This is a genomic window from Microcoleus sp. K4-B3 (genome assembly GCF_036704615.1).
Taxonomy (GTDB): domain Bacteria; phylum Cyanobacteriota; class Cyanobacteriia; order Cyanobacteriales; family Microcoleaceae; genus Microcoleus.
Genome location: NZ_JAUBSF010000119.1, coordinates 1 through 17,106, shown reverse-complemented (window position 1 = coordinate 17,106; position 17,106 = coordinate 1). Strand labels below are relative to the sequence as shown.

At 45.4% G+C, this 17,106-nt stretch carries 19 protein-coding genes; 11 read left to right on the top strand and 8 right to left on the bottom strand.

Going from position 1 to position 17,106, the window contains the following annotated elements; all coding sequences use genetic code 11:
* The 3 genes from QUA78_RS29350 to QUA78_RS29340 form a co-directional block, all read right to left on the bottom strand.
* Positions 1 to 222 (bottom strand): hypothetical protein (locus tag QUA78_RS29350; RefSeq protein WP_333399178.1); only part of this gene is annotated, 222 nt, incomplete at its 3' end.
* Between the two features lie 321 nt (positions 223 to 543).
* The gene (locus QUA78_RS29345) at positions 544 to 1,128 is read right to left on the bottom strand and encodes a PAP/fibrillin family protein (protein ID WP_333304536.1); all 585 of its coding nucleotides are present in this window, start codon (positions 1,126 to 1,128) and stop codon (positions 544 to 546) included.
* Positions 1,129 to 1,266: 138 nt separating this feature from the next.
* Positions 1,267 to 2,943 (bottom strand): glycosyltransferase family 4 protein, encoded by a 1,677-nt coding sequence (locus tag QUA78_RS29340; RefSeq protein ID WP_333304535.1) that lies wholly within the window; start codon positions 2,941 to 2,943, stop codon positions 1,267 to 1,269.
* 413 nt (positions 2,944 to 3,356) lie between these two features.
* On the opposite strand from QUA78_RS29340, the gene QUA78_RS29335 reads away from it, so the two are divergent.
* From QUA78_RS29335 to QUA78_RS29320, 4 genes are all read left to right on the top strand, one after another.
* Positions 3,357 to 3,596, top strand: a complete 240-nt coding sequence (locus tag QUA78_RS29335) for a DUF3134 domain-containing protein (RefSeq protein ID WP_172190580.1) — start codon at positions 3,357 to 3,359, stop codon at positions 3,594 to 3,596.
* 130 nt (positions 3,597 to 3,726) lie between these two features.
* Positions 3,727 to 4,842, top strand: coding sequence for a phospho-N-acetylmuramoyl-pentapeptide-transferase (gene mraY, locus QUA78_RS29330; RefSeq protein ID WP_333304534.1), 1,116 nt, complete (start codon positions 3,727 to 3,729; stop codon positions 4,840 to 4,842).
* Positions 4,843 to 5,136: 294 nt separating this feature from the next.
* The gene (locus QUA78_RS29325; RefSeq protein ID WP_333304533.1) at positions 5,137 to 5,799 is read left to right on the top strand and encodes a L,D-transpeptidase; all 663 of its coding nucleotides are present in this window, start codon (positions 5,137 to 5,139) and stop codon (positions 5,797 to 5,799) included.
* A 129-nt stretch (positions 5,800 to 5,928) separates the two neighbouring features.
* Positions 5,929 to 6,957, top strand: coding sequence for a glycosyltransferase (locus tag QUA78_RS29320; RefSeq protein ID WP_333304532.1), 1,029 nt, complete (start codon positions 5,929 to 5,931; stop codon positions 6,955 to 6,957).
* Between the two features lie 58 nt (positions 6,958 to 7,015).
* Here QUA78_RS29320 and QUA78_RS29315 read toward each other — a convergent pair whose 3' ends face one another.
* The gene (locus QUA78_RS29315) at positions 7,016 to 7,891 is read right to left on the bottom strand and encodes a DUF4214 domain-containing protein (protein ID WP_333304531.1); all 876 of its coding nucleotides are present in this window, start codon (positions 7,889 to 7,891) and stop codon (positions 7,016 to 7,018) included.
* A 297-nt stretch (positions 7,892 to 8,188) separates the two neighbouring features.
* Here QUA78_RS29315 and QUA78_RS29310 point away from each other — a divergent pair, with 297 nt between their 5' ends.
* The 5 genes from QUA78_RS29310 to QUA78_RS29290 all read left to right on the top strand — a co-directional run bounded on the left by QUA78_RS29310 (position 8,189) and on the right by QUA78_RS29290 (position 14,616).
* Positions 8,189 to 10,048 carry an NAD(P)H-quinone oxidoreductase subunit F gene (locus QUA78_RS29310; protein WP_333304530.1) on the top strand — a complete coding sequence of 620 codons (1,860 nt, stop codon included), beginning with the start codon at positions 8,189 to 8,191 and terminating at the stop codon, positions 10,046 to 10,048.
* Between the two features lie 121 nt (positions 10,049 to 10,169).
* Complete coding sequence (locus QUA78_RS29305; protein ID WP_333304529.1) at positions 10,170 to 10,889, top strand: carbonic anhydrase; 720 nt, start codon at positions 10,170 to 10,172, stop codon at positions 10,887 to 10,889.
* Between the two features lie 199 nt (positions 10,890 to 11,088).
* Positions 11,089 to 12,642 (top strand): NADH-quinone oxidoreductase subunit M, encoded by a 1,554-nt coding sequence (locus QUA78_RS29300; RefSeq protein ID WP_333304528.1) that lies wholly within the window; start codon positions 11,089 to 11,091, stop codon positions 12,640 to 12,642.
* 177 nt (positions 12,643 to 12,819) lie between these two features.
* The gene (locus QUA78_RS29295) at positions 12,820 to 14,142 is read left to right on the top strand and encodes a CO2 hydration protein (protein WP_333304527.1); all 1,323 of its coding nucleotides are present in this window, start codon (positions 12,820 to 12,822) and stop codon (positions 14,140 to 14,142) included.
* Positions 14,143 to 14,409: 267 nt separating this feature from the next.
* Positions 14,410 to 14,616 carry a hypothetical protein gene (locus tag QUA78_RS29290; RefSeq protein ID WP_333304526.1) on the top strand — a complete coding sequence of 69 codons (207 nt, stop codon included), beginning with the start codon at positions 14,410 to 14,412 and terminating at the stop codon, positions 14,614 to 14,616.
* A 41-nt stretch (positions 14,617 to 14,657) separates the two neighbouring features.
* Here QUA78_RS29290 and QUA78_RS29285 read toward each other — a convergent pair whose 3' ends face one another.
* Positions 14,658 to 15,128, bottom strand: a complete 471-nt coding sequence (locus tag QUA78_RS29285; protein ID WP_333304525.1) for a hypothetical protein — start codon at positions 15,126 to 15,128, stop codon at positions 14,658 to 14,660.
* A 181-nt stretch (positions 15,129 to 15,309) separates the two neighbouring features.
* On the opposite strand from QUA78_RS29285, the gene QUA78_RS29280 reads away from it, so the two are divergent.
* Complete coding sequence (locus QUA78_RS29280) at positions 15,310 to 15,522, top strand: helix-turn-helix domain-containing protein (RefSeq protein WP_006631307.1); 213 nt, start codon at positions 15,310 to 15,312, stop codon at positions 15,520 to 15,522.
* 153 nt (positions 15,523 to 15,675) lie between these two features.
* Complete coding sequence (locus tag QUA78_RS29275) at positions 15,676 to 15,870, top strand: hypothetical protein (protein ID WP_236506337.1); 195 nt, start codon at positions 15,676 to 15,678, stop codon at positions 15,868 to 15,870.
* Between the two features lie 109 nt (positions 15,871 to 15,979).
* Here the strand turns inward: QUA78_RS29275 and QUA78_RS29270 are convergent, their stop codons facing one another.
* Genes QUA78_RS29270 through QUA78_RS29260 form a run of 3 tightly spaced genes read right to left on the bottom strand, consistent with a single transcriptional unit; the run spans position 15,980 to position 17,024 of the window.
* Positions 15,980 to 16,321 carry a hypothetical protein gene (locus QUA78_RS29270; RefSeq protein ID WP_333304524.1) on the bottom strand — a complete coding sequence of 114 codons (342 nt, stop codon included), beginning with the start codon at positions 16,319 to 16,321 and terminating at the stop codon, positions 15,980 to 15,982.
* A 1-nt stretch (position 16,322) separates the two neighbouring features.
* Positions 16,323 to 16,583 carry a group 1 truncated hemoglobin gene (locus tag QUA78_RS29265; RefSeq protein ID WP_333304523.1) on the bottom strand — a complete coding sequence of 87 codons (261 nt, stop codon included), beginning with the start codon at positions 16,581 to 16,583 and terminating at the stop codon, positions 16,323 to 16,325.
* A gap of 33 nt (positions 16,584 to 16,616) precedes the next feature.
* A complete protein-coding gene (locus QUA78_RS29260) occupies positions 16,617 to 17,024 on the bottom strand; it encodes a transposase (RefSeq protein ID WP_333399177.1) in 408 nt (135 codons plus the stop codon).
* Positions 17,025 to 17,106 lie beyond the last annotated feature (82 nt).

Here is a 17,106-nt window from a genome sequence, read left to right as displayed (position 1 = left end):
AATCATCAATTTTTCTTTGACACATCTTCTCAAATCCCCTTGACAACTGCCATACAAGCTTAACTTGTTACCAATGGCATCCGATCGACTGCGAAATCGCCCCACAATCGCCCGCTGCATACTGGGCATGAGTTTGGCGATCGCCCAAGGGTAAAGGCGTTTTTGGTACGCGATCGCCCCAGGATTCCCTGCGAAGCCCTGTTGATAACCGTTTTGTGGCATAATCGTGTTGTATTCGTAAGGAGTACACAAAAGGCGTTAGTAAGTTTCTTGGCGGGAATGTACTAACGCCTTTTCCATTAAAATTCAAGCACATATCACAAGAATTGTCAATTGTCAATTCTTAACGCTAAGTTTTAACGGTTATTCTATCTGAAGCTTGTATCGGCTATGGATTTGAGGGTTTTAGTAAGTGTTGAATTGTTTGCAAAAGTGATATATTTTTGATTTTTAACCGCAGATGAACGGGGATAAACGCGGATGAAAGAAAGATAAATTGAGAATGAGTTAAGTGGCGATCGCACTTAATCACACATCACAAAATCACTCTTTTGTCAACACAAAGACACTTCCTTCATTCCCGCGCCCGATCCGCAAATCGCTATCCAAATAAGTAATATCCAGCCATCCCTGCTGTTCACCAGTCTCGAACCCGAAATCTACAGCAGCGAACTTTTTACCCGACTCAATCTCATTGATAAACTGGACTGGAGATTCATAGGCAATCAACCTGCTTAAACCGAAAATTGACCGTTCAAACTTCACCTGCACTCGCCGTTCCGAAGTGGCCTCAAATCTCGCCGCCACACTGACAATTCCTTCTAAGTAAGGCAAGCCGTAAAGTTCGGCAATGTTGTAAATTTTAGATTCTTTGACGCGGATAGATTGATAAATTGAACCCAATTTCACCAAGGGAAAACCGTCAAGATTCAGCAGTGCGCGGCTGGTGGTGTACAATAACCGCCAATCGCCATTTAAAAGCTCTGCGGCTTCCACAGGACGTGGTGTGGGGTTGTAATCTTCCAATTGGGCGATCGCACTTAATATCGCTTGTTTGTCGCTGGGAGTCGCCAGCAAACCGCGATTCTTGCCAGCTATTATCTCTAAGAGTGCAGATTTTCTAAGCATAGTTTTTTAGGAAGAGAAATCAATCAGGAAAATTTTTTATTGAGTTCGCGTTCAATATTATTTATAAATTACGCGACAAGTCGTTTTTAGCGCGCTGATTATTGGGTCTTTTTGTGCGCAGCGTACACCCTACATTAATTAATGACTAATAACTAAGATACCAAATTTCATTAGATAGAGCATCGTCCGATATAGGTATGCTAATTCTTGCTCGTTTTTAACGTAGCGTCTGATAACTTCCCCCACGCTGACAGTACCTTCTTGCTTAATTGTATCCAATATTTCCATCTGAATTCTAACAGATATTCTCCGATCGTCACCAAAACTGGTAAACCAAATTGTCTGTATCTGCTGTAAAAGTTCTGGTGTGGCGATCGGCCCTAAACTCAGCATCATCTCATTGCTTAAAGTTCGAGTCGCATAATGACCCAATACCCGAAACGGATCGTCGCCCAGCGGATAAGGCGGCTTCCCGGCTTTTACAGGTGCTGACTCTGGTGCCCCAAGGCGAATTTCTGCTAATTCCCGCCACAATTGTTCGTAAGCTGCAATTACTACTTTCCAATCATAAATTTCCCTTGCCCTTTGTCTGGCATTTTCCCCCATCCGCTTTCTCACTTCGGGATTTTCAATTAATTTGCACAACGCGCGGGTGCAAGCATCAATGTCAACTGCTGTGGCGAGGGAAGTGTGGCCCATGTAAGTCGGCCAATTTAAGCTGCCGTCGAGATAATTTAGCGCTAAATCTAAACAAGATTCCGGGGGCGGGATGAGTGTGGGAATGCGGAAGCCGTCTATTTCGTGGCGTACAGATTCTTTGTATCCGTTCCAGTCGGAGACTATGGCGGGCAGTCCGTTCGCCATTGCTTCTATTGGCGTGAGTCCGAAGGTTTCTTGAATGTTGTCGGAAAGCGAAATGAAAATGTCTGCCGCCGACCAAATATTTATTCTAATTTCGGGCTGTCTCCCATCTAAAAAAATAGCATTTAGGGAAGGACAAAAGATTTGCGCGCTATTTTTAAAGTCGGGTTCTTCTCTCGGATCTTCGATCCAACCTGCTTGAATTAAGTGGATTTTGGCTTTTGTCTGTTGTGCGGCGGCCTCTAGGGCGATGTACATCGGTACCGGATGAGCTTTTGCAGAAAAAGTCAATCGACCGACAAATAACACAACAATATCGTCGGGAGAAATGCCGAGTTCTTGCCGCAGTTGGCGGCGACTATTAACTGCTTCCAGACCCTGGGGAAACGCGCTGCAATCCACTCCTAGGGGAATAATCGGCAATTTGACTAAAATTTCCGGTTGACCGCCGTTGCGCTGCGCTAAATACTCAGACCACTCCCTCATAACTCCTTCTACTGCTGTTTTCGCGGCGGCAGAGGTGCAGATCAGGGCGTCCCAAGGCTGCATGGGTGCGGTTATCAAATCGCCGATCGCCCCCATGACATATTTGGTACCGATGGTGTGAGTAACGCCGCAAACGCTGTAGGCCCGCTGATCGACAAATCTGCGCGCCCAAACCATCTGCGAGAGGGCGGGATCGGGTCGGTAAATTGTGCCCGGTTGAGAGAGCAAATCCGGTCGTTCTGTGGGAATCCAGCGGACTTTCCGAGGTTGTTGCAGCCAAGGTTGGATGTGCGAACAAAACTCCTTAAAGGTTGTTTGGCTGTCGGCGCAACAGTAGAGAGAGTCAGCGGTTCCGTGTTGGACTAAGCTTTTGAGAAACCCTTCTCCGGCTGAATGACGCCCCAGAAGTTTTTGCCCTCCGGTGTGGTAACCCTCTTTGTTGTATAAAACCGCCGCCGTTGTATCCATTCTGAGATTTATTGCGCAAGAGTTGACTGAAGAAGCCAGAGGGCTTTCGGGATAAGGCTTTGATAAAAAACCAGGAGACTGTTCTGAATCAACCGCTTGCCCGTTAACGAGGCTTGCAGAAGAGGATCGCCACCTGTCCCGCGATATCTTAAAGACGATCGTCTGGGATTACAATGCTTAGGGCTAAAGAAGGATTGGCAAGAGCGGATTTTAGTGTTATCCTGAGGCCCATGATTGGGGGCGATCGCCTTTTGGGTCTCCCATCTTATCCGATCCGGAACCAAACAGTGCTTGTGGTATAATGCTTTAGCCTTGCTAGATGCCCGATTTGCAAGTGCTTCATCAAAGCAGCAGTCCGTCGGCAAAACATTACCTCTACTCGATCGCGTCTTTGTCTTTAAAAACCGAGAATCATGTACAACCCATCTCTGCGTCAAATACCTCGCCACTTGCCTGCGGATGTAATTCCATTAAAGCAGCAATCTTCTCTTTTAGACTGGTTGGAATCTAACAATCGCCTGTTAGCAAGGGATGTCCAAGAACCCGACTATCTGCACGAAGAAGAAATTTCAGAACTAATGGCAGTTGACGACAGTCCTTACGATGATTTAGAAGAGGAAGTTGAAGAGGATGCGAGTGTAGGCGAGGAATAACTTGTAGAAGGGTGAAGTAATCAACCGGAAACAGGGAATAAAAACTAAGATATTTCCCAATCTCCTGTAGCGCACCCTATTCCCCAATTTTCAATTGCTTGTTCTTAAATGGTGTGTGTTGAGGAGTGTTATGGATAACTTTGTGGATGAGAAAATTTCTTTTACTATGCCTTTCAAACTTACAGGCAGGAATTTATTCCTGCTGCTGGGTTTGGGGCTCGGCATTGTCGCGATCGGTTTAGATGTAGCAGCGGGTAGACTTTTGAATGGGCCTGCATCGCTATTTTTGCCACTAGCTGTTTGTGCTGTAGTTGCATCGGCTGTGGGCTGTGGAGTTGTGCCTTTACTCCAGCAATTAAAAGCAGGACAAATAATTCGCGAAGACGGCCCCCAAGCTCATTTAAAGAAGGCGGGAACGCCGACAATGGGAGGCATCTTTTTTGTGCCTGCAGGGGTCGCAGTTGCTTTGCTTTGGTCGAGATTTAACTCAGATGTTGTTGCCGTATCAGCTTTAACTTTAGCTTACGGTTTCATCGGCTGGATCGACGACTGGCAAATTCTGCGCCGCAAGTCGAATAAAGGTATTTCACCTAGGATGAAATTGGGTTTGCAAGTAGGTTTTGCAGCTCTATTTTGTCTGTGGCTGATGTTCCGCGAACCAGCTATTTCTACCAGCATTGCTTTGCCTTTCGGTTGGGTATTGCCTTTAGGTTTTCTGTTTTGGCCGCTGGCTGGTTTTGTGCTGGTAGCTGAAAGCAATGCTACTAATATTACCGACGGCATTGACGGGTTGATGGGAGGTTTGGGGGCGATCGCACTTTTGGGATTGGGCGCATCTGTAGCCTCAACTTCGCCAGAATTAATGATATTTTGCGCCTGCACCAGCGGCAGTTGTCTCGGTTTTTTAGCACACAACCGCAATCCAGCCAGCGTGTTTATGGGCGATACAGGTGCTTTAGCTTTGGGCGGTGCGTTGGGTGCGGTAGCTTTATTAACAAATAGCCTTTGGATATTATTAATAATCAGCGGGATTTTCTTTATTGAAACGCTGTCAGTAATTGCTCAAGTAGGTTATTACAAGGCTACAAAAGGGCCGGATGGAATCGGCAAGCGTCTGTTAAGAATGGCTCCGCTGCACCATCATCTAGAACTGTGCGGCTGGTTAGAAACTCAGGTTGTTGGCATTTTTTATCTAACTAACGGGGTGTTAGTGTTAATGATTCTGATGTTGACTGGAAACAGTTAACAGCGGATTGGGTGACGGATTGGACAGGGGATGTAAGAGATATTTACTACTACTTGAAAGAAACAGGCAAGATGCCTGTTCCACAACTGCATTCAGTTTTTGTGGAACAGGCATCTTGCCTGTTTAAGCCTAAAGCAACACGCTTTTGGGACTGTTCCACAGTTCTTAGTCTCTTAGAGAGAGACTTCGTTTCTGTAGTAAGTAGCAGTTTCAACCGCTGAACAATCTATAATATCCCTAGTTAATGCAACGGAAATCAATAAAATCATGGGCAATATTGGGAGAATTGTTTCATTGACAAGCCTTCTCTTGCTGGCTGCTAGCTCAGTTTTTTACTGGAACCTCGTTAGGCTCGGTTATGCTGTTCCAATTCCCTACATTTTAGACGTTTTCTGCTTAAATAACTGTGTGGCTGATGATTTAAATATTTTGCATACCCAATTCCCGCCCGAGAATTTATTAAACTATGACAAGCCGCTAATACAAATTTTAGGCGAACCAGATAAGTTAGATAAAAACAGAATTTCCATCCTAGTTGAAAAATCAAAATATAGGCTGACTGTATACGATAGCAAAAAGCCAGTAAAATCTTATCCTGTAGTATTTGGTGGCAATCCCGCAGGTGATAAATTAAAAGCAGGGGATTTGCGGACGCCGGAAGGTGTTTTTAGTATTAAAGATATGTACCCTCACGAAAGTTGGTCAAAGTTTCTGTGGCTGGATTATCCAACCAAACAATCTTGGCGCAAACATATAAAAGCTAAGCAAGATGGTACAATTGGGTGGGGCGACAGTGTAGGCAGCGAAGTCGGGATTCACGGCGTTCCTCCTAATTCGGATAATATTATAAAATATCGATCGAACTGGACTTTGGGCTGCGTTTCGCTGGAAAATAAGGATGTTGAGGAGTTGTATCGGTTTGTGCAGAAGGGAACGGCAGTAGAAATTATGAAATAATTTAAAGAGATTTTTTCGTTGGGTGGGGGCGGGTTTAAAAAACCTCGAAGCACTTCTTAAGGCTATTGGCGAACCAGCCCCTACGGGTTTATTGCAAATTGTGCAACAGGTGAGAATGAATCGCTAAAAATGAACAGTGATGTGTTTTTACCGGAAGTTTCGGTAGTAGTGCCAATTTACAATGGCGAGGCAGATTTGCCGGAGTTGATCGAGTGCCTGCGATCGCAAACTTATCCGATCAACAGTGTAGAATATCTCTTAGTAGACAACAACAGTCGCGATCGCACTTCAACCATTATCCAAACAGCAGCCTCTAACCCCCCCTCAGTCCCCCCCTTGGTAAGGGGGGGAAGCAATTTCAATCCAATAACCATTCGCCACCTCACCGAAAATCAGATTCAAAGTTCCTACGCCGCCCGCAATCTAGGAATTCGCGCATCAAGAGGCGAAATCATTGCATTTACCGATGCAGACTGTCGCCCGGAATCTGACTGGCTGGAAAATTTAGTTAAGCCATTTGTTGACTTAGAAGTAGGAATTAGTGCTGGGGAAATACTCGCATTGCCCGGTAAAACTATTTTAGAACAACACAGCGCCCGCGAAAATACTTTATCTCAAAAACATACTCTCGCTCACCCTTTTTGTCCCTACGGTCAAACAGCCAATTTAGCTGTACGGAGGCTAGTTTTAGAAACAGTAGGCTTGTTTCGCCCCCATCTCACTAGCGGCGGCGATGCTGACTTATGCTGGCGGATTTTGCGAGAAACATCCTATAAATTGTATTTTGCTGAAAATGCGATCGTCCGACACCGCCACCGTTCTACAATAAAACAGTTGCAAAGTCAATGGTATCGGTACGGCGAATCTAATAAGTATTTGCACGAACTCCACGGCGTCGATTTGATGCGAGAATTCACAACAGGGGAATATTTTTACCGGCTGGCTAGGTGGCTTTTCAAGGAATTTCCGGTTGCTGCGGCCAAAAGTGCGTTAGCGAAGCCCGCCCCTACGGGGGCTACGCCAACGAAGAGGATCGCCCGAGCCGATCTGGTAGATTTGTTTAATACGCCGATCGGTCTTTTGAATGTTAGAGCCAGGTCGATGGGACAGCGCCAAGCCAAACTTCCCGAATCAGCTTGGGATATTGAGCGTTTATAAAATTTCGTCGGTTCCGCTTAAATTTGTTGCAGTCGAGACTCGGATTATTTCCAGATATCTATAACTGTGATAGTGAATATGATAGTTGTTTCCGCTTAACTCTCAGGTCTAATGCTGCTTGATAAAGTTCTAGGTCTTCGCGATTGAGAGTTATTAGCTCATTGATAATATCTCTGTCTTTCAGGATACTTTTTGCCGCAGAATTATAGCCCTCATACTTATTTTTATTCTCATAAGTTATTTGGATTTTTGGCCAATTTAACATCTTGGCAAAGTCTGTTAAATCATCATTAAAAAATTCTTGGATGCCAACAAAGTAAAAATCATTTAGATTTCGTCCCCCCATGTAGATAGACATTTCATTGCGGATATCCGGAATCTTGGCAAATTCCACAATATCTAAGTTTTTTTCTTGAATATAATTATGCCAACTACCATCTTCAGTACGAGGGATAGTTTTCCAATAAAAATACAATGAAATTAAACGAAGGATTGGATGTCTCAACCAGATTATTTCTTTTACATTAACCGGAAGGAAATACTTTCTCGAAGGAACATGACCGTGTATTACTTTTATTCTTTGCGGCTCGACACCATCACTTAATACTACCGATTCCTCTAAATAACTAGCGATTTTATCTAAACCGTAAACCTGTGTTAAAGCTATGAAAAAAGTTGTGCCTGCCGTTTTTGGTATATGGTATGACATGATTTCCAAACCCGGCAATCCTAAAATACTTTTTTCCCATTTAACTACCCAATTAAATTCCGGTGAGTGCAAAAATGAGGTGAGGAGTTCCAGCCGTGTCAGCTCGCCGTTTTGCAGTTTATGAAGATAGAAGCTTTTACCATTAGCGTCGGCATTGCGTTTCAAATAAGTGCGGTAAATATCTTCCAAAAAAGATTGATTATCAAGTTGCTGAGTTGCTTGCAAAAAAGCTGTTTCGTTCAGGGCTAGGCTGTTACAAGTCATCAAATGCCAAAAATAACAATCAATCAATCATAACATAAATTGCGATTGCTTGTATCAAAGCGCGATTAATAATTCACGTTTTTATACCTATTTTTATTGATTAAAGTATCTTATAGAGTATATAAAATACTCAATATATTATTAACGCACTACTTAATCTAAAATTAAGCATAACATCCTGATGTGCTTGCTTTGACCAGGACAACTCAGGCTTATCCTCAGATTTTTAAATTTTTGTAACCTTTACAGGTAATGCCAATGGCTCAAATCTTACTTCAGACAGTTTGGTTTATACCTTGCTATCCACTCATCGGCGGAGTTCTGTCAATGCTGTGGTTTCCGGCAGTTACCCGACGCACCGGGCCCAGACCGTCCGGTTACGTAAACGCCATATTAACCTTGTTCGCTTTCGCACACGGCGTCATCGCCCTGACAGCTATATGGAACCAACCGGCCCGGCACCAGTTGATTCCCTGGCTGAATGTAGCAGGTTTAGACTTAACCATTCCCGTCGAAATCTCTGCTGTCACCGTCGGCGCGACAGTTTTGATTACCGGACTGAACTTGCTGGCGCAGATTTATGCTTTCGGTTACATGGAAATGGACTGGGGCTGGGCTCGGTTCTTTTCCCTGATGGGGCTGTTTGAAGCCGGGATGTGCGGGTTGGTACTGTGCAATTCCCTCTTCTTCAGCTACATGATTTTGGAAGTTCTGACTTTGGGTACTTACCTGCTAGTCGGGCTGTGGTTCAATCAGTCTTTGGTGGTGACAGGAGCTCGCGATGCTTTCTTAACCAAGCGGGTGGGAGATTTATTCTTGCTGATGGGGGTAGTTGCCATTCTGCCGCTGGCTGGAACTTGGAATTTTGACGAGTTGGCTGTTTGGGCCCAGACTGCAAAGCTTGGCCCGACTGTAGCGACGCTGTTGACTTTAGCTTTGATTGCCGGCCCGATGGGTAAGTGCGCTCAGTTTCCCTTGCACCTGTGGCTGGATGAGGCGATGGAAGGCCCTCTGCCGGCAACGATTTTGCGGAACACCGTAGTTGTCGAAACTGGTGCTTGGATATTGATTAAGTTGCAGCCGGTGATTGCTTTGTCGCCCGTGGGGATGACGACAACTATTATTGTAGGCGCTGCGACGGCGGTGGGTGCTTCATTAATTGCGATCGCCCAAATTGACATCAAGCGCACGCTTTCCTATATTGTCAGCGCTTACATGGGCTTAGTATTTATTGCCGTCGGCACCGGACAAGCCCAGACAGCCCTGACATTGATATTTGCCTACACCTTGGCAATGGGTTTGCTGGTGATGAGCATCGGTTCGGTAGTTTGGAACAGCGTCACTCAGGATGTCCGAGCTCTCGGCGGTTTGTGGGGAAAGCGGCCGATATCTGCCATATCGTTTATTGTCGGTAGCGCGGGATTGGTGGGACTGCCGCCCTTCGGCTGTTTCTGGGCTTTAGAAGACTTCACCTCCGGGCTTTGGGAAACTCACCCTTTCTTGTTAGGAATAGTGCTGTTTGTAAACGGCGTCACTGCTTTTGGCTTAGTGCGTGTCTTCGGTTTAGTTTTTGGTGGCAAACCAAAGCAAATGACCGAACGTTCGCCAGAAGTTCACTGGCCTTTTATCTTGCCGATGACTGTTTTAATGGGCTTTACTTTGCACGTTCCGCACGTGCTGGCGACGTGGCAGTTATTGCCTGGGGCGAGTTTTAATTATACCGCCACTGCACTGCTAGTTTTGTCAACGGCGATCGGCATCGGTGGCGGAGCGTTTGTTTACCTGAACGAGAAATGGCAAAAACCGGTGCGAATCGGTTCTCAAGCCCTGCAAGACTTTTTTGCCTACGACTTTTACACCGCCCAACTTTACCGGGTGACAGTGGTATTTGCCGTCGGTTTAGTTGCTCGAGTCATCTCTTGGGTCGATCGCAATATTGTTGACGGATTCGCGAACTTAATCGGTTTTGCAACCGTTTTCGGCGGGCAAAGCCTCAAGTACAACGTTAACGGTCAAACTCAGTTTTACGCCCTGACAATTCTGTTCGGAGTTGCACTTTTGGGACTGCTCATAAGCTGGCCGTTGCTAGCTCGCCTGTCGCTGAGTGTAGGCGGGTAAATAGTTGATAGTTGATAGTTGACTGTTGACTGTTGACTGTTGATAGTTGACAGCGAGGTTTTTAAACAGTAAATGAAGTCTTTAACAAAGATTTCCAACTCAATACAACAAGGAAGCATCAATGAACAAAAATCACAGACAATTCAATCTTTCCCGGCGCAATTCACTCAAATTTGTCGCCGGAGCCATTGGTACAGGAATACTTGCAGCACGAGCAGGCGCTGATTTGGCTGCACCCGAACCAGTAATTGCTCAAAATGACTTGACTCCCGATGCAGCTCTGAAACAGTTAATCGACGGAAACAAACGGTTTGTTGAGAGCAAACGTCAAAATCCCCACCAAGACTTTGGGCGCCTCACCGAAGTTGCCAAAACTCAAAAACCCTTTGCTGCTATTCTGGGCTGTGCAGATTCCCGCTTTCCTTCCGAGATTATCTTCGATCAAGGATTGGGAGATTTATTTGTCTGTCGCGTGGCCGGAAATGTTGTTAGCTCAGAAGAAATGGGCAGCCTGGAATTTGGCACGCTGGTACTGGGAGCAAAAGTGCTTGTGGTAGTCGGGCATAAAAGGTGCGGTGCGGTAGACGCAACCATCAAAGGAGCTCAAGTTCCCGGTCAAATTGGCAGTTTGCTCGACGCCATTAAGCCGGCTGTAGAAAGCTCGAAAGACCAAGCGGGCGATCGTCTAGAAAATGCCGTCAAAGCGAATGTTATTCTGCAAGCTAAGAGGTTGAAAGCCTCTCCAGTTATCTCTAAGTTAATTGCGGAGAATAAACTGAAAGTTGTTGGTGGATACTACGATTTAGACACGGGGAAAGTCACTATTCTTTCTGAGTCTTGAGGCAATTTTGGATAGATAACTGGGAAAGATTCACATCTCAACTCTCAAGTTATCAAACCATAAAAGCGTGCAAAATTGATAGTTTATATCAAATCAGTTAGCATCGGAGTAGTAACTTCGAGTTAACTGTCAACCGTCAACCGTCAACAATCATTCCGGTGCAACCGGAATTGATATTACTCTTCACTCTTGACACATTATGCTTAGTGCCTTGCTCTGGTTGCCCGCGTTGGGCGCTGCGGTAGTCGGGTTCCTACCCGGAAACATCAATGGGATGCGCCTGCGTTCAATAGCCTCGGCTTTTGCTGCTGCTGTTTTCGTTTTGAATATTTGGCTGTTGACTCAATTCGATACAGCCAATTCTGGACTGCAATTTCAAGAATATTTGCCTTGGATTCCACAATTAGGTTTGAGCTACAACTTGGGCATTGACGGCTTGTCCTTACCGCTGCTGGTTTTAAGTGCTTTGCTGACGCTATTAGTCATTTACGGCACTGGCGAAGGGATGGCTCGACCCCAGCTTTACTATGCTTTGATTTTGCTGATCAATGCTGGTATTGCCGGAGCTTTGATGTCTCAAAATTTGCTGCTGTTTGTACTGTTTTACGAAGTAGAATTAATTCCTTTTTACCTGTTGATTGCGATTTGGGGCGGAAAGCAGCGAGAATACGCTGCCATGAAGTTTTTGATTTACACGGCTGTTTCGGGATTTTTAGTTTTAGCGGGATTTTTGGGTGTTGCTTGGCTGAGTGGCTCTTTAAATTTCGATTACACGGCGATTAACACTCAAGAATTGCCCTTGAGAACGCAATTGATCCTGCTAACAATTGTGCTAATTGGGTTGGGAATTAAAATTCCCTTAGTACCGCTGCATACTTGGCTGCCTGATGCTTACGTCGAAGCTTCACCAGCAACAGCAATTCTGCTGGGAGGGATTTTGGCGAAGTTGGGAACTTACGGTTTAGTGCGGTTCTGCTTGCAGTTGTTTCCCGAAACTTGGTCGATTGTAGCTCCGGGTTTAGCGATAATCGGCACGGTGAGCGTGATGTACGGTGCTTTGAGCGCGATCGCCCAAAAAGACATCAAGCGCATGGTAGCCTATAGTTCGATCGGACATATGGGTTACATCCTCGTTGCCTGCGCCGCGGGTACGAAACTCGCCTTAATCGGCGCTGTCGGGCAAATGGTAAGCCACGGCTTAATTTTAGCTTTGCTGTTTTATTTGGTAGGCATCATCGAAACCAAAGTTGGCACGCGGGATTTGGACGTGCTCAACGGTTTGATGAATCCGATGCGGGGTTTACCCACTGCCAGTTCCCTGTTAGTTTTGGGCGGCATGGCAAGCGCCGGAATTCCGGGTTTGGTGGGTTTTATTGCCGAATTCTTAGTGTTTCAAGGCAGTTTTTCGATCTTTCCAATTCCAACTTTACTCTGCATTTTAGCTTCGGGTTTAACAGCAGTTTACTTTGTGATTCTGCTCAACCGCACCTGTTTTGGGAAGTTGGACAACGCCACGGCTTACTACCCTCCAGTTACGTTTGCTGAAAATGTGCCGGCGCTGGTTTTGGCGGGCATCATTTTTGTTTTGGGAATTCAACCTGCTTGGCTGCTCAAGTGGAGCGAATCTACTACAAATGCGATCGTTGCTACTCTGCCGGCGGACAGAAATGCCCAAGTAGCTATTAGCTATCCCGTTGAACATTCGGCGATAAAAATTGCGTCTACACAAACGAAGTCCGCCGACTTTGACTAAGAGAATCTACTCGTTACCAGGCTATGCCTGGTAACGCAAATCCGGAGGCTCTGCCTCCAATTTTCCGGTTCTGGCATGGATATCGGTTCCCAAGCACAGCCGGAGAACCAGCTAAATAATCGCAGCATTTTGCAAAAACTCAAAATATTGAGATTCACTCAATCAAAGGAAACAACAATGGTACATACCCCTAATAAAGCAGCAACTAAACTACCTCCTTCCAAGCACGAATTTGCTGAAGTAATTCACAGACTAGAAGCCGGCGGAGCGATGATTCCAGATACGCCGGAAAATCTGATGCAAATCATCGGTATTTGGAAAGCTTACGCAGTGCCGATGGATTTCTACTGGCGGGATTTGCTTTACATCGCCGAACGGGTATTTTTACACCCGCTTCCTTTCTTTAAATACTTCTTGCCCCAGGAGTATTTAGACTTGCAAAATCACTATGCAGGTGACGGTGCAGATTTGCGGATTTGGCGCGGGACTGGAAGCGCACACCCTGAACTTTTGGAGTTCATCAAGAAGGGTGAAACTGGGAAAATGCCGCGCCTGTTTCACCATTTGTGGCACGATCGCATTAACATGGAATTTGCGGAAGAGTGCATGAGGTCAATGCTTTGGCACCGGGGCTTGTACGCGCAGACCAATCAATTCGATCCTTATTTGGACACTGACGAATATAAGGCTAATGCCGATCGGGCAATTAAAGCTTACTTCAAAAAAGACCCGTTCATGCTGGCACTTCACAAAGCATTTCCAGAAATGTTTTTAGAACAGTGCCGCCAAATGTCTTATTACAGCAATCTCGGTTTATTCTGGGAAGTCATGGCGCCGGTGTTTTTTGAGGTTTCCGACTTGTACGACGAAGGGAAAGTTACGACAGTCCCGCAGGCGATGGATTTCCTAGTAAATGGCATATTTGCGATCGCCGGTCGTCCAATTTACCACCACGTTTACATCGACGGCGAAACCTACGAAATCATTCCCAAATCTAAGGGTTTCACTTGGCTTTACGAAGCAGCGTTACCTTACGTGGAAGCTATATTTTACCGCACTTCGCCGTTCCGAGGCACCAAATCTTACAACGCTCAAGCTAGGGAAGTTCCTGACGACCAAAAAGACTTCCACTACGGAGTGCTTTATGCAGACAAATTCCTGGTAGGTACGGCGGGCATTCCGCCGACTTTGCTAGCACAAGATATGCTGCATTTCCTGCCGCCTTATTTGATGGATTTCTACAAACAGCGCTGTCGCGGCGAAGATGATATTCTCAATCAAATTGGGGTGACATTCCAGCGTTCGATGTACTGCGTTACTTCGGCGGTGATTCAAGCTTTGCGGACGGCGCTTTTGTATCCCTTAGATGACCAGAATCCCAAGCATTTGAAGGCCAATCGGGCTTTCTTTGAGGCTCAGCTCGATCGCTTCTGCCGCCCGGAATACGGCATGAAATATGCGGCGAAGCTCAAGAATATTCAGACTTCGGATTATAGGTAAAGGATGTTTGGGGGACGCATCTTAGCTGAAAAGTCCGTCAGTCCATTAGTCCGCCAGCCAGGGCTTTAAACCCCTGGCTCAAAGCTAAAGTCGGTTGAAACCGACTGGAAAAAATGAGAGCTTTTTAATCAGTTTCAAAAGTGGTATAATATTAGGCCAGTTGGCATCAGAATTATTCATCTCTCACTCTTCTCTTCCTCTGCGTTCTCTGCGTTCTCTGCGTTCTCTGCGTTTTAATCATTCCGATCTAACAAATAACCAATAACTATGGACAGCAAAGACCTAGCCAAATATATCGAAGCAAAGGACGGGATTTCCAAACCTTGGCTGTTGGTGCAACTGCGACTCAAAAAATTGCAAGAAAGGCGATCGGAGATTTCTGCTGAAGAGTATATGACAGAACTTACGGACATTCACAAAGATTTAATGAATCTGGGGGAGTGGTGGATCGGTATCGAGGATGAAGTGTTTTAAAATTTAATTGAAAGTTCAAGTAGGATTAAGTCGATCGCGCTTTAAAATTTCTCCATCAAATCTTTTTCTTGGGCATAGACATCTCGTAGCTGTTGCAGCGCCGCCCCAGAAATTGCCGGTTTAACAGTAGCTACCAGTTGGCCCCACTCCAGCAAGCTGTCAACTGAAACAGCTTTTTTGAACTTGTACGTGTAGAATTTAGTCCAAAATGCAGGTGCTTGCTTGCTTTTCCAGCGTTTGTACCATCTGCCAAAATCTTGAGGTGCGATCGGCTTTACTGCTAAAATCGGGGGAAAATCGGCGTAGCTGACAAACCGGCTGATGCCTTTGGCGTGCACGTAAACCATGTAGCGGCAGCATTCGATGCGGTAAATCTCGTCTGCTGAGATATTGAACAGGAGTGCGACTGTTTCTTCGGTAACGAATCTCGCCAGGGGATGCAGGATTGGCGATTTGTGAATTATTCTCGATTCTGCGATCGTCCGCGATTTTGCCGGAGTTTCTGATATCATGGCTAGTAGACCTCTGGATATGGTTAGTAGACTTCTGGATATGGCAAATGCACTTTTTGATAGAAAGAAATAATCTGTCCAGATTAGGTTTTACAGACGATCGCCCTTTAGTTTTCCAGGCCGGGGGGCGATCGCTCTTTACATATAAAATTGTACGACGCAATTGCATCAACTGTCAAGCATGGGTTTAGTCAGGCTAAAAATTCGGGAACTAGCGGCGGAGAAGGGCTGGACGCTTAAGGAAGTATCCGATCGTTCCGGGGTAATTTATAGCACTGTCCGAAGCTATGCTCGTCGTCCTGAAATGGCAATGGTTGACTTTACTTGCCTGCGGAAGTTAGCTCGGACTTTTGATGTGATGATTGAGGATTTGGTTGAGGTTTTGGAGGAATAGCCGATCAACCTTTAGTTGTCTAGACTGGGGCGATCGCTTTTTTGTATTTTTTACACTATAGCATGATTAACTTTGGTTTGTCAAACATTATCGTACTTAATCCGACTTAGGATGCTAATATCAAGGAAAGTTATTAATCGTTGATTATTCTTCGTGGCAAAAACTAATACGGCGATCGCGGTCAGTTCCGTGATTAAGGAAGTCATTCAAAAACAAGCCCAAGCGACAAGACTAACTCAGAAGGAAGTCGTGTACTTGGGAATGCTGGCAATTGATGCACTCGATAAGGAAAGCCGCCAAGAGTTGGCTGACAAGGTGCATCAGATGCAGGTGAATGGGGAGATTTGAGTGGAGAAGGGCGATTCCCTACGGGATAGCTACGCACGCGCGTACTTCGGGGGAAGTAAGGCAAGGGCGATCGTATGGAACTCGTCTACCGAGCCAAATTCTCATTTTTCTACCAATAAATTGGGGTCTTCTTCTCCTCAACAGGAGCGTTCTCCCATTTAGTATTTGTATCCGTTTCGGTGCTCTTAGCCCCACACAGTCTGCTCAAATCAACTATCGTGCTATCGGAGCGCTGATAAAAACAAAAAGGTCGATCGTTGGATTGAGCATCGGGTGGAGCAAAAATAGCAGGCATGGAAAAGCGCTCAGAAGACTGCCTCGGCATTGGGGATACTGGAACTTTCATCTCGGTGGTTGGCTCTGACGGTTTTGCACGGGCTGCGTCGGCTGTTACCATTCCTGACAGTAGCAGAAATGCCACCGAAAGCAGGAGGAGATTGGAGCGTTTCATATTACTTTTCGACAATCTTGCTTCTGAGACTATTAACAAATGCCAGGACTTCGGCTTTCTCTGGTGGATTGACCCTATTTTTATCGAGAGCTTGGGATATATCATTAGCAAAAGCATTAAATTCACTGTCCGTCAGACCTCCATCCATTCCACTATGGGAAAGCTTCATAGTCCGCCCTGTATAAACACAAGGCCCCCCTGCCGCTTGGCAGAATTGATCCACTAACAACTGACGCAGCCTCTGTTTTGAGTTTGTGCTCAAGCCAATAAAGTATTTACCAATTATACCAATTTCCTAAAGTCCTGCTACAGATATAGCATCTAAAATAAATTCCCATCCCGTCAAAGAAGCAATAACTTCCAACGTCAACTTATTTAACTCTTTTTGCAGCGCTGCTCTCAACTCTTCTATTTGGTCAAATCTCAACCATTTCAATTGTTCTTTTACATATCCCCACAGTCTTTCTATCGGGTTTACTTCCGGACTGTAGGCGGGTTGAAATAGTAAGATAATGTTCTCTGGTATACTGAGATTTAAAGAGTTATGAAACCCTCCATTATCTAATTGAATTAGATGTAAATCCTCCGGGTACTCACTAGCAAATAGCTCTAAAAATTTCTCAAAGCACACTGTATCTAAATGAGTAAACTCATAAAAAAAACTGGCTCCTGTTAATGGCTCTACTGCACCATACAACCACAAATAAGTAGGGCTTGCTGAATAACGAGAAAAAAGTGACGCTAATTGGGTTTGTGAGCGCTACTTGGGTGGTAAGCGTGCCAGA

Bases quoted from the DNA above. Each gene is read 5' to 3' on its own strand.
- QUA78_RS29345 (WP_333304536.1), bottom strand. From the start codon at position 1,128: ATGCTTAGAAAATCTGCACTCTTAGAGATAATAGCTGGCAAGAATCGC.
- QUA78_RS29340 (WP_333304535.1), bottom strand. From the start codon at position 2,943: ATGGATACAACGGCGGCGGTTTTATACAACAAAGAGGGTTACCACACC.
- QUA78_RS29335 (WP_172190580.1), top strand. From the start codon at position 3,357: ATGTACAACCCATCTCTGCGTCAAATACCTCGCCACTTGCCTGCGGAT.
- mraY (WP_333304534.1), top strand. From the start codon at position 3,727: ATGGATAACTTTGTGGATGAGAAAATTTCTTTTACTATGCCTTTCAAA.
- QUA78_RS29320 (WP_333304532.1), top strand. From the start codon at position 5,929: ATGAACAGTGATGTGTTTTTACCGGAAGTTTCGGTAGTAGTGCCAATT.
- QUA78_RS29310 (WP_333304530.1), top strand. From the start codon at position 8,189: ATGGCTCAAATCTTACTTCAGACAGTTTGGTTTATACCTTGCTATCCA.
- QUA78_RS29305 (WP_333304529.1), top strand. From the start codon at position 10,170: ATGAACAAAAATCACAGACAATTCAATCTTTCCCGGCGCAATTCACTC.
- QUA78_RS29300 (WP_333304528.1), top strand. From the start codon at position 11,089: ATGCTTAGTGCCTTGCTCTGGTTGCCCGCGTTGGGCGCTGCGGTAGTC.
- QUA78_RS29295 (WP_333304527.1), top strand. From the start codon at position 12,820: ATGGTACATACCCCTAATAAAGCAGCAACTAAACTACCTCCTTCCAAG.
- QUA78_RS29290 (WP_333304526.1), top strand. From the start codon at position 14,410: ATGGACAGCAAAGACCTAGCCAAATATATCGAAGCAAAGGACGGGATT.
- QUA78_RS29285 (WP_333304525.1), bottom strand. From the start codon at position 15,128: ATGATATCAGAAACTCCGGCAAAATCGCGGACGATCGCAGAATCGAGA.
- QUA78_RS29280 (WP_006631307.1), top strand. From the start codon at position 15,310: ATGGGTTTAGTCAGGCTAAAAATTCGGGAACTAGCGGCGGAGAAGGGC.
- QUA78_RS29270 (WP_333304524.1), bottom strand. From the start codon at position 16,321: ATGAAACGCTCCAATCTCCTCCTGCTTTCGGTGGCATTTCTGCTACTG.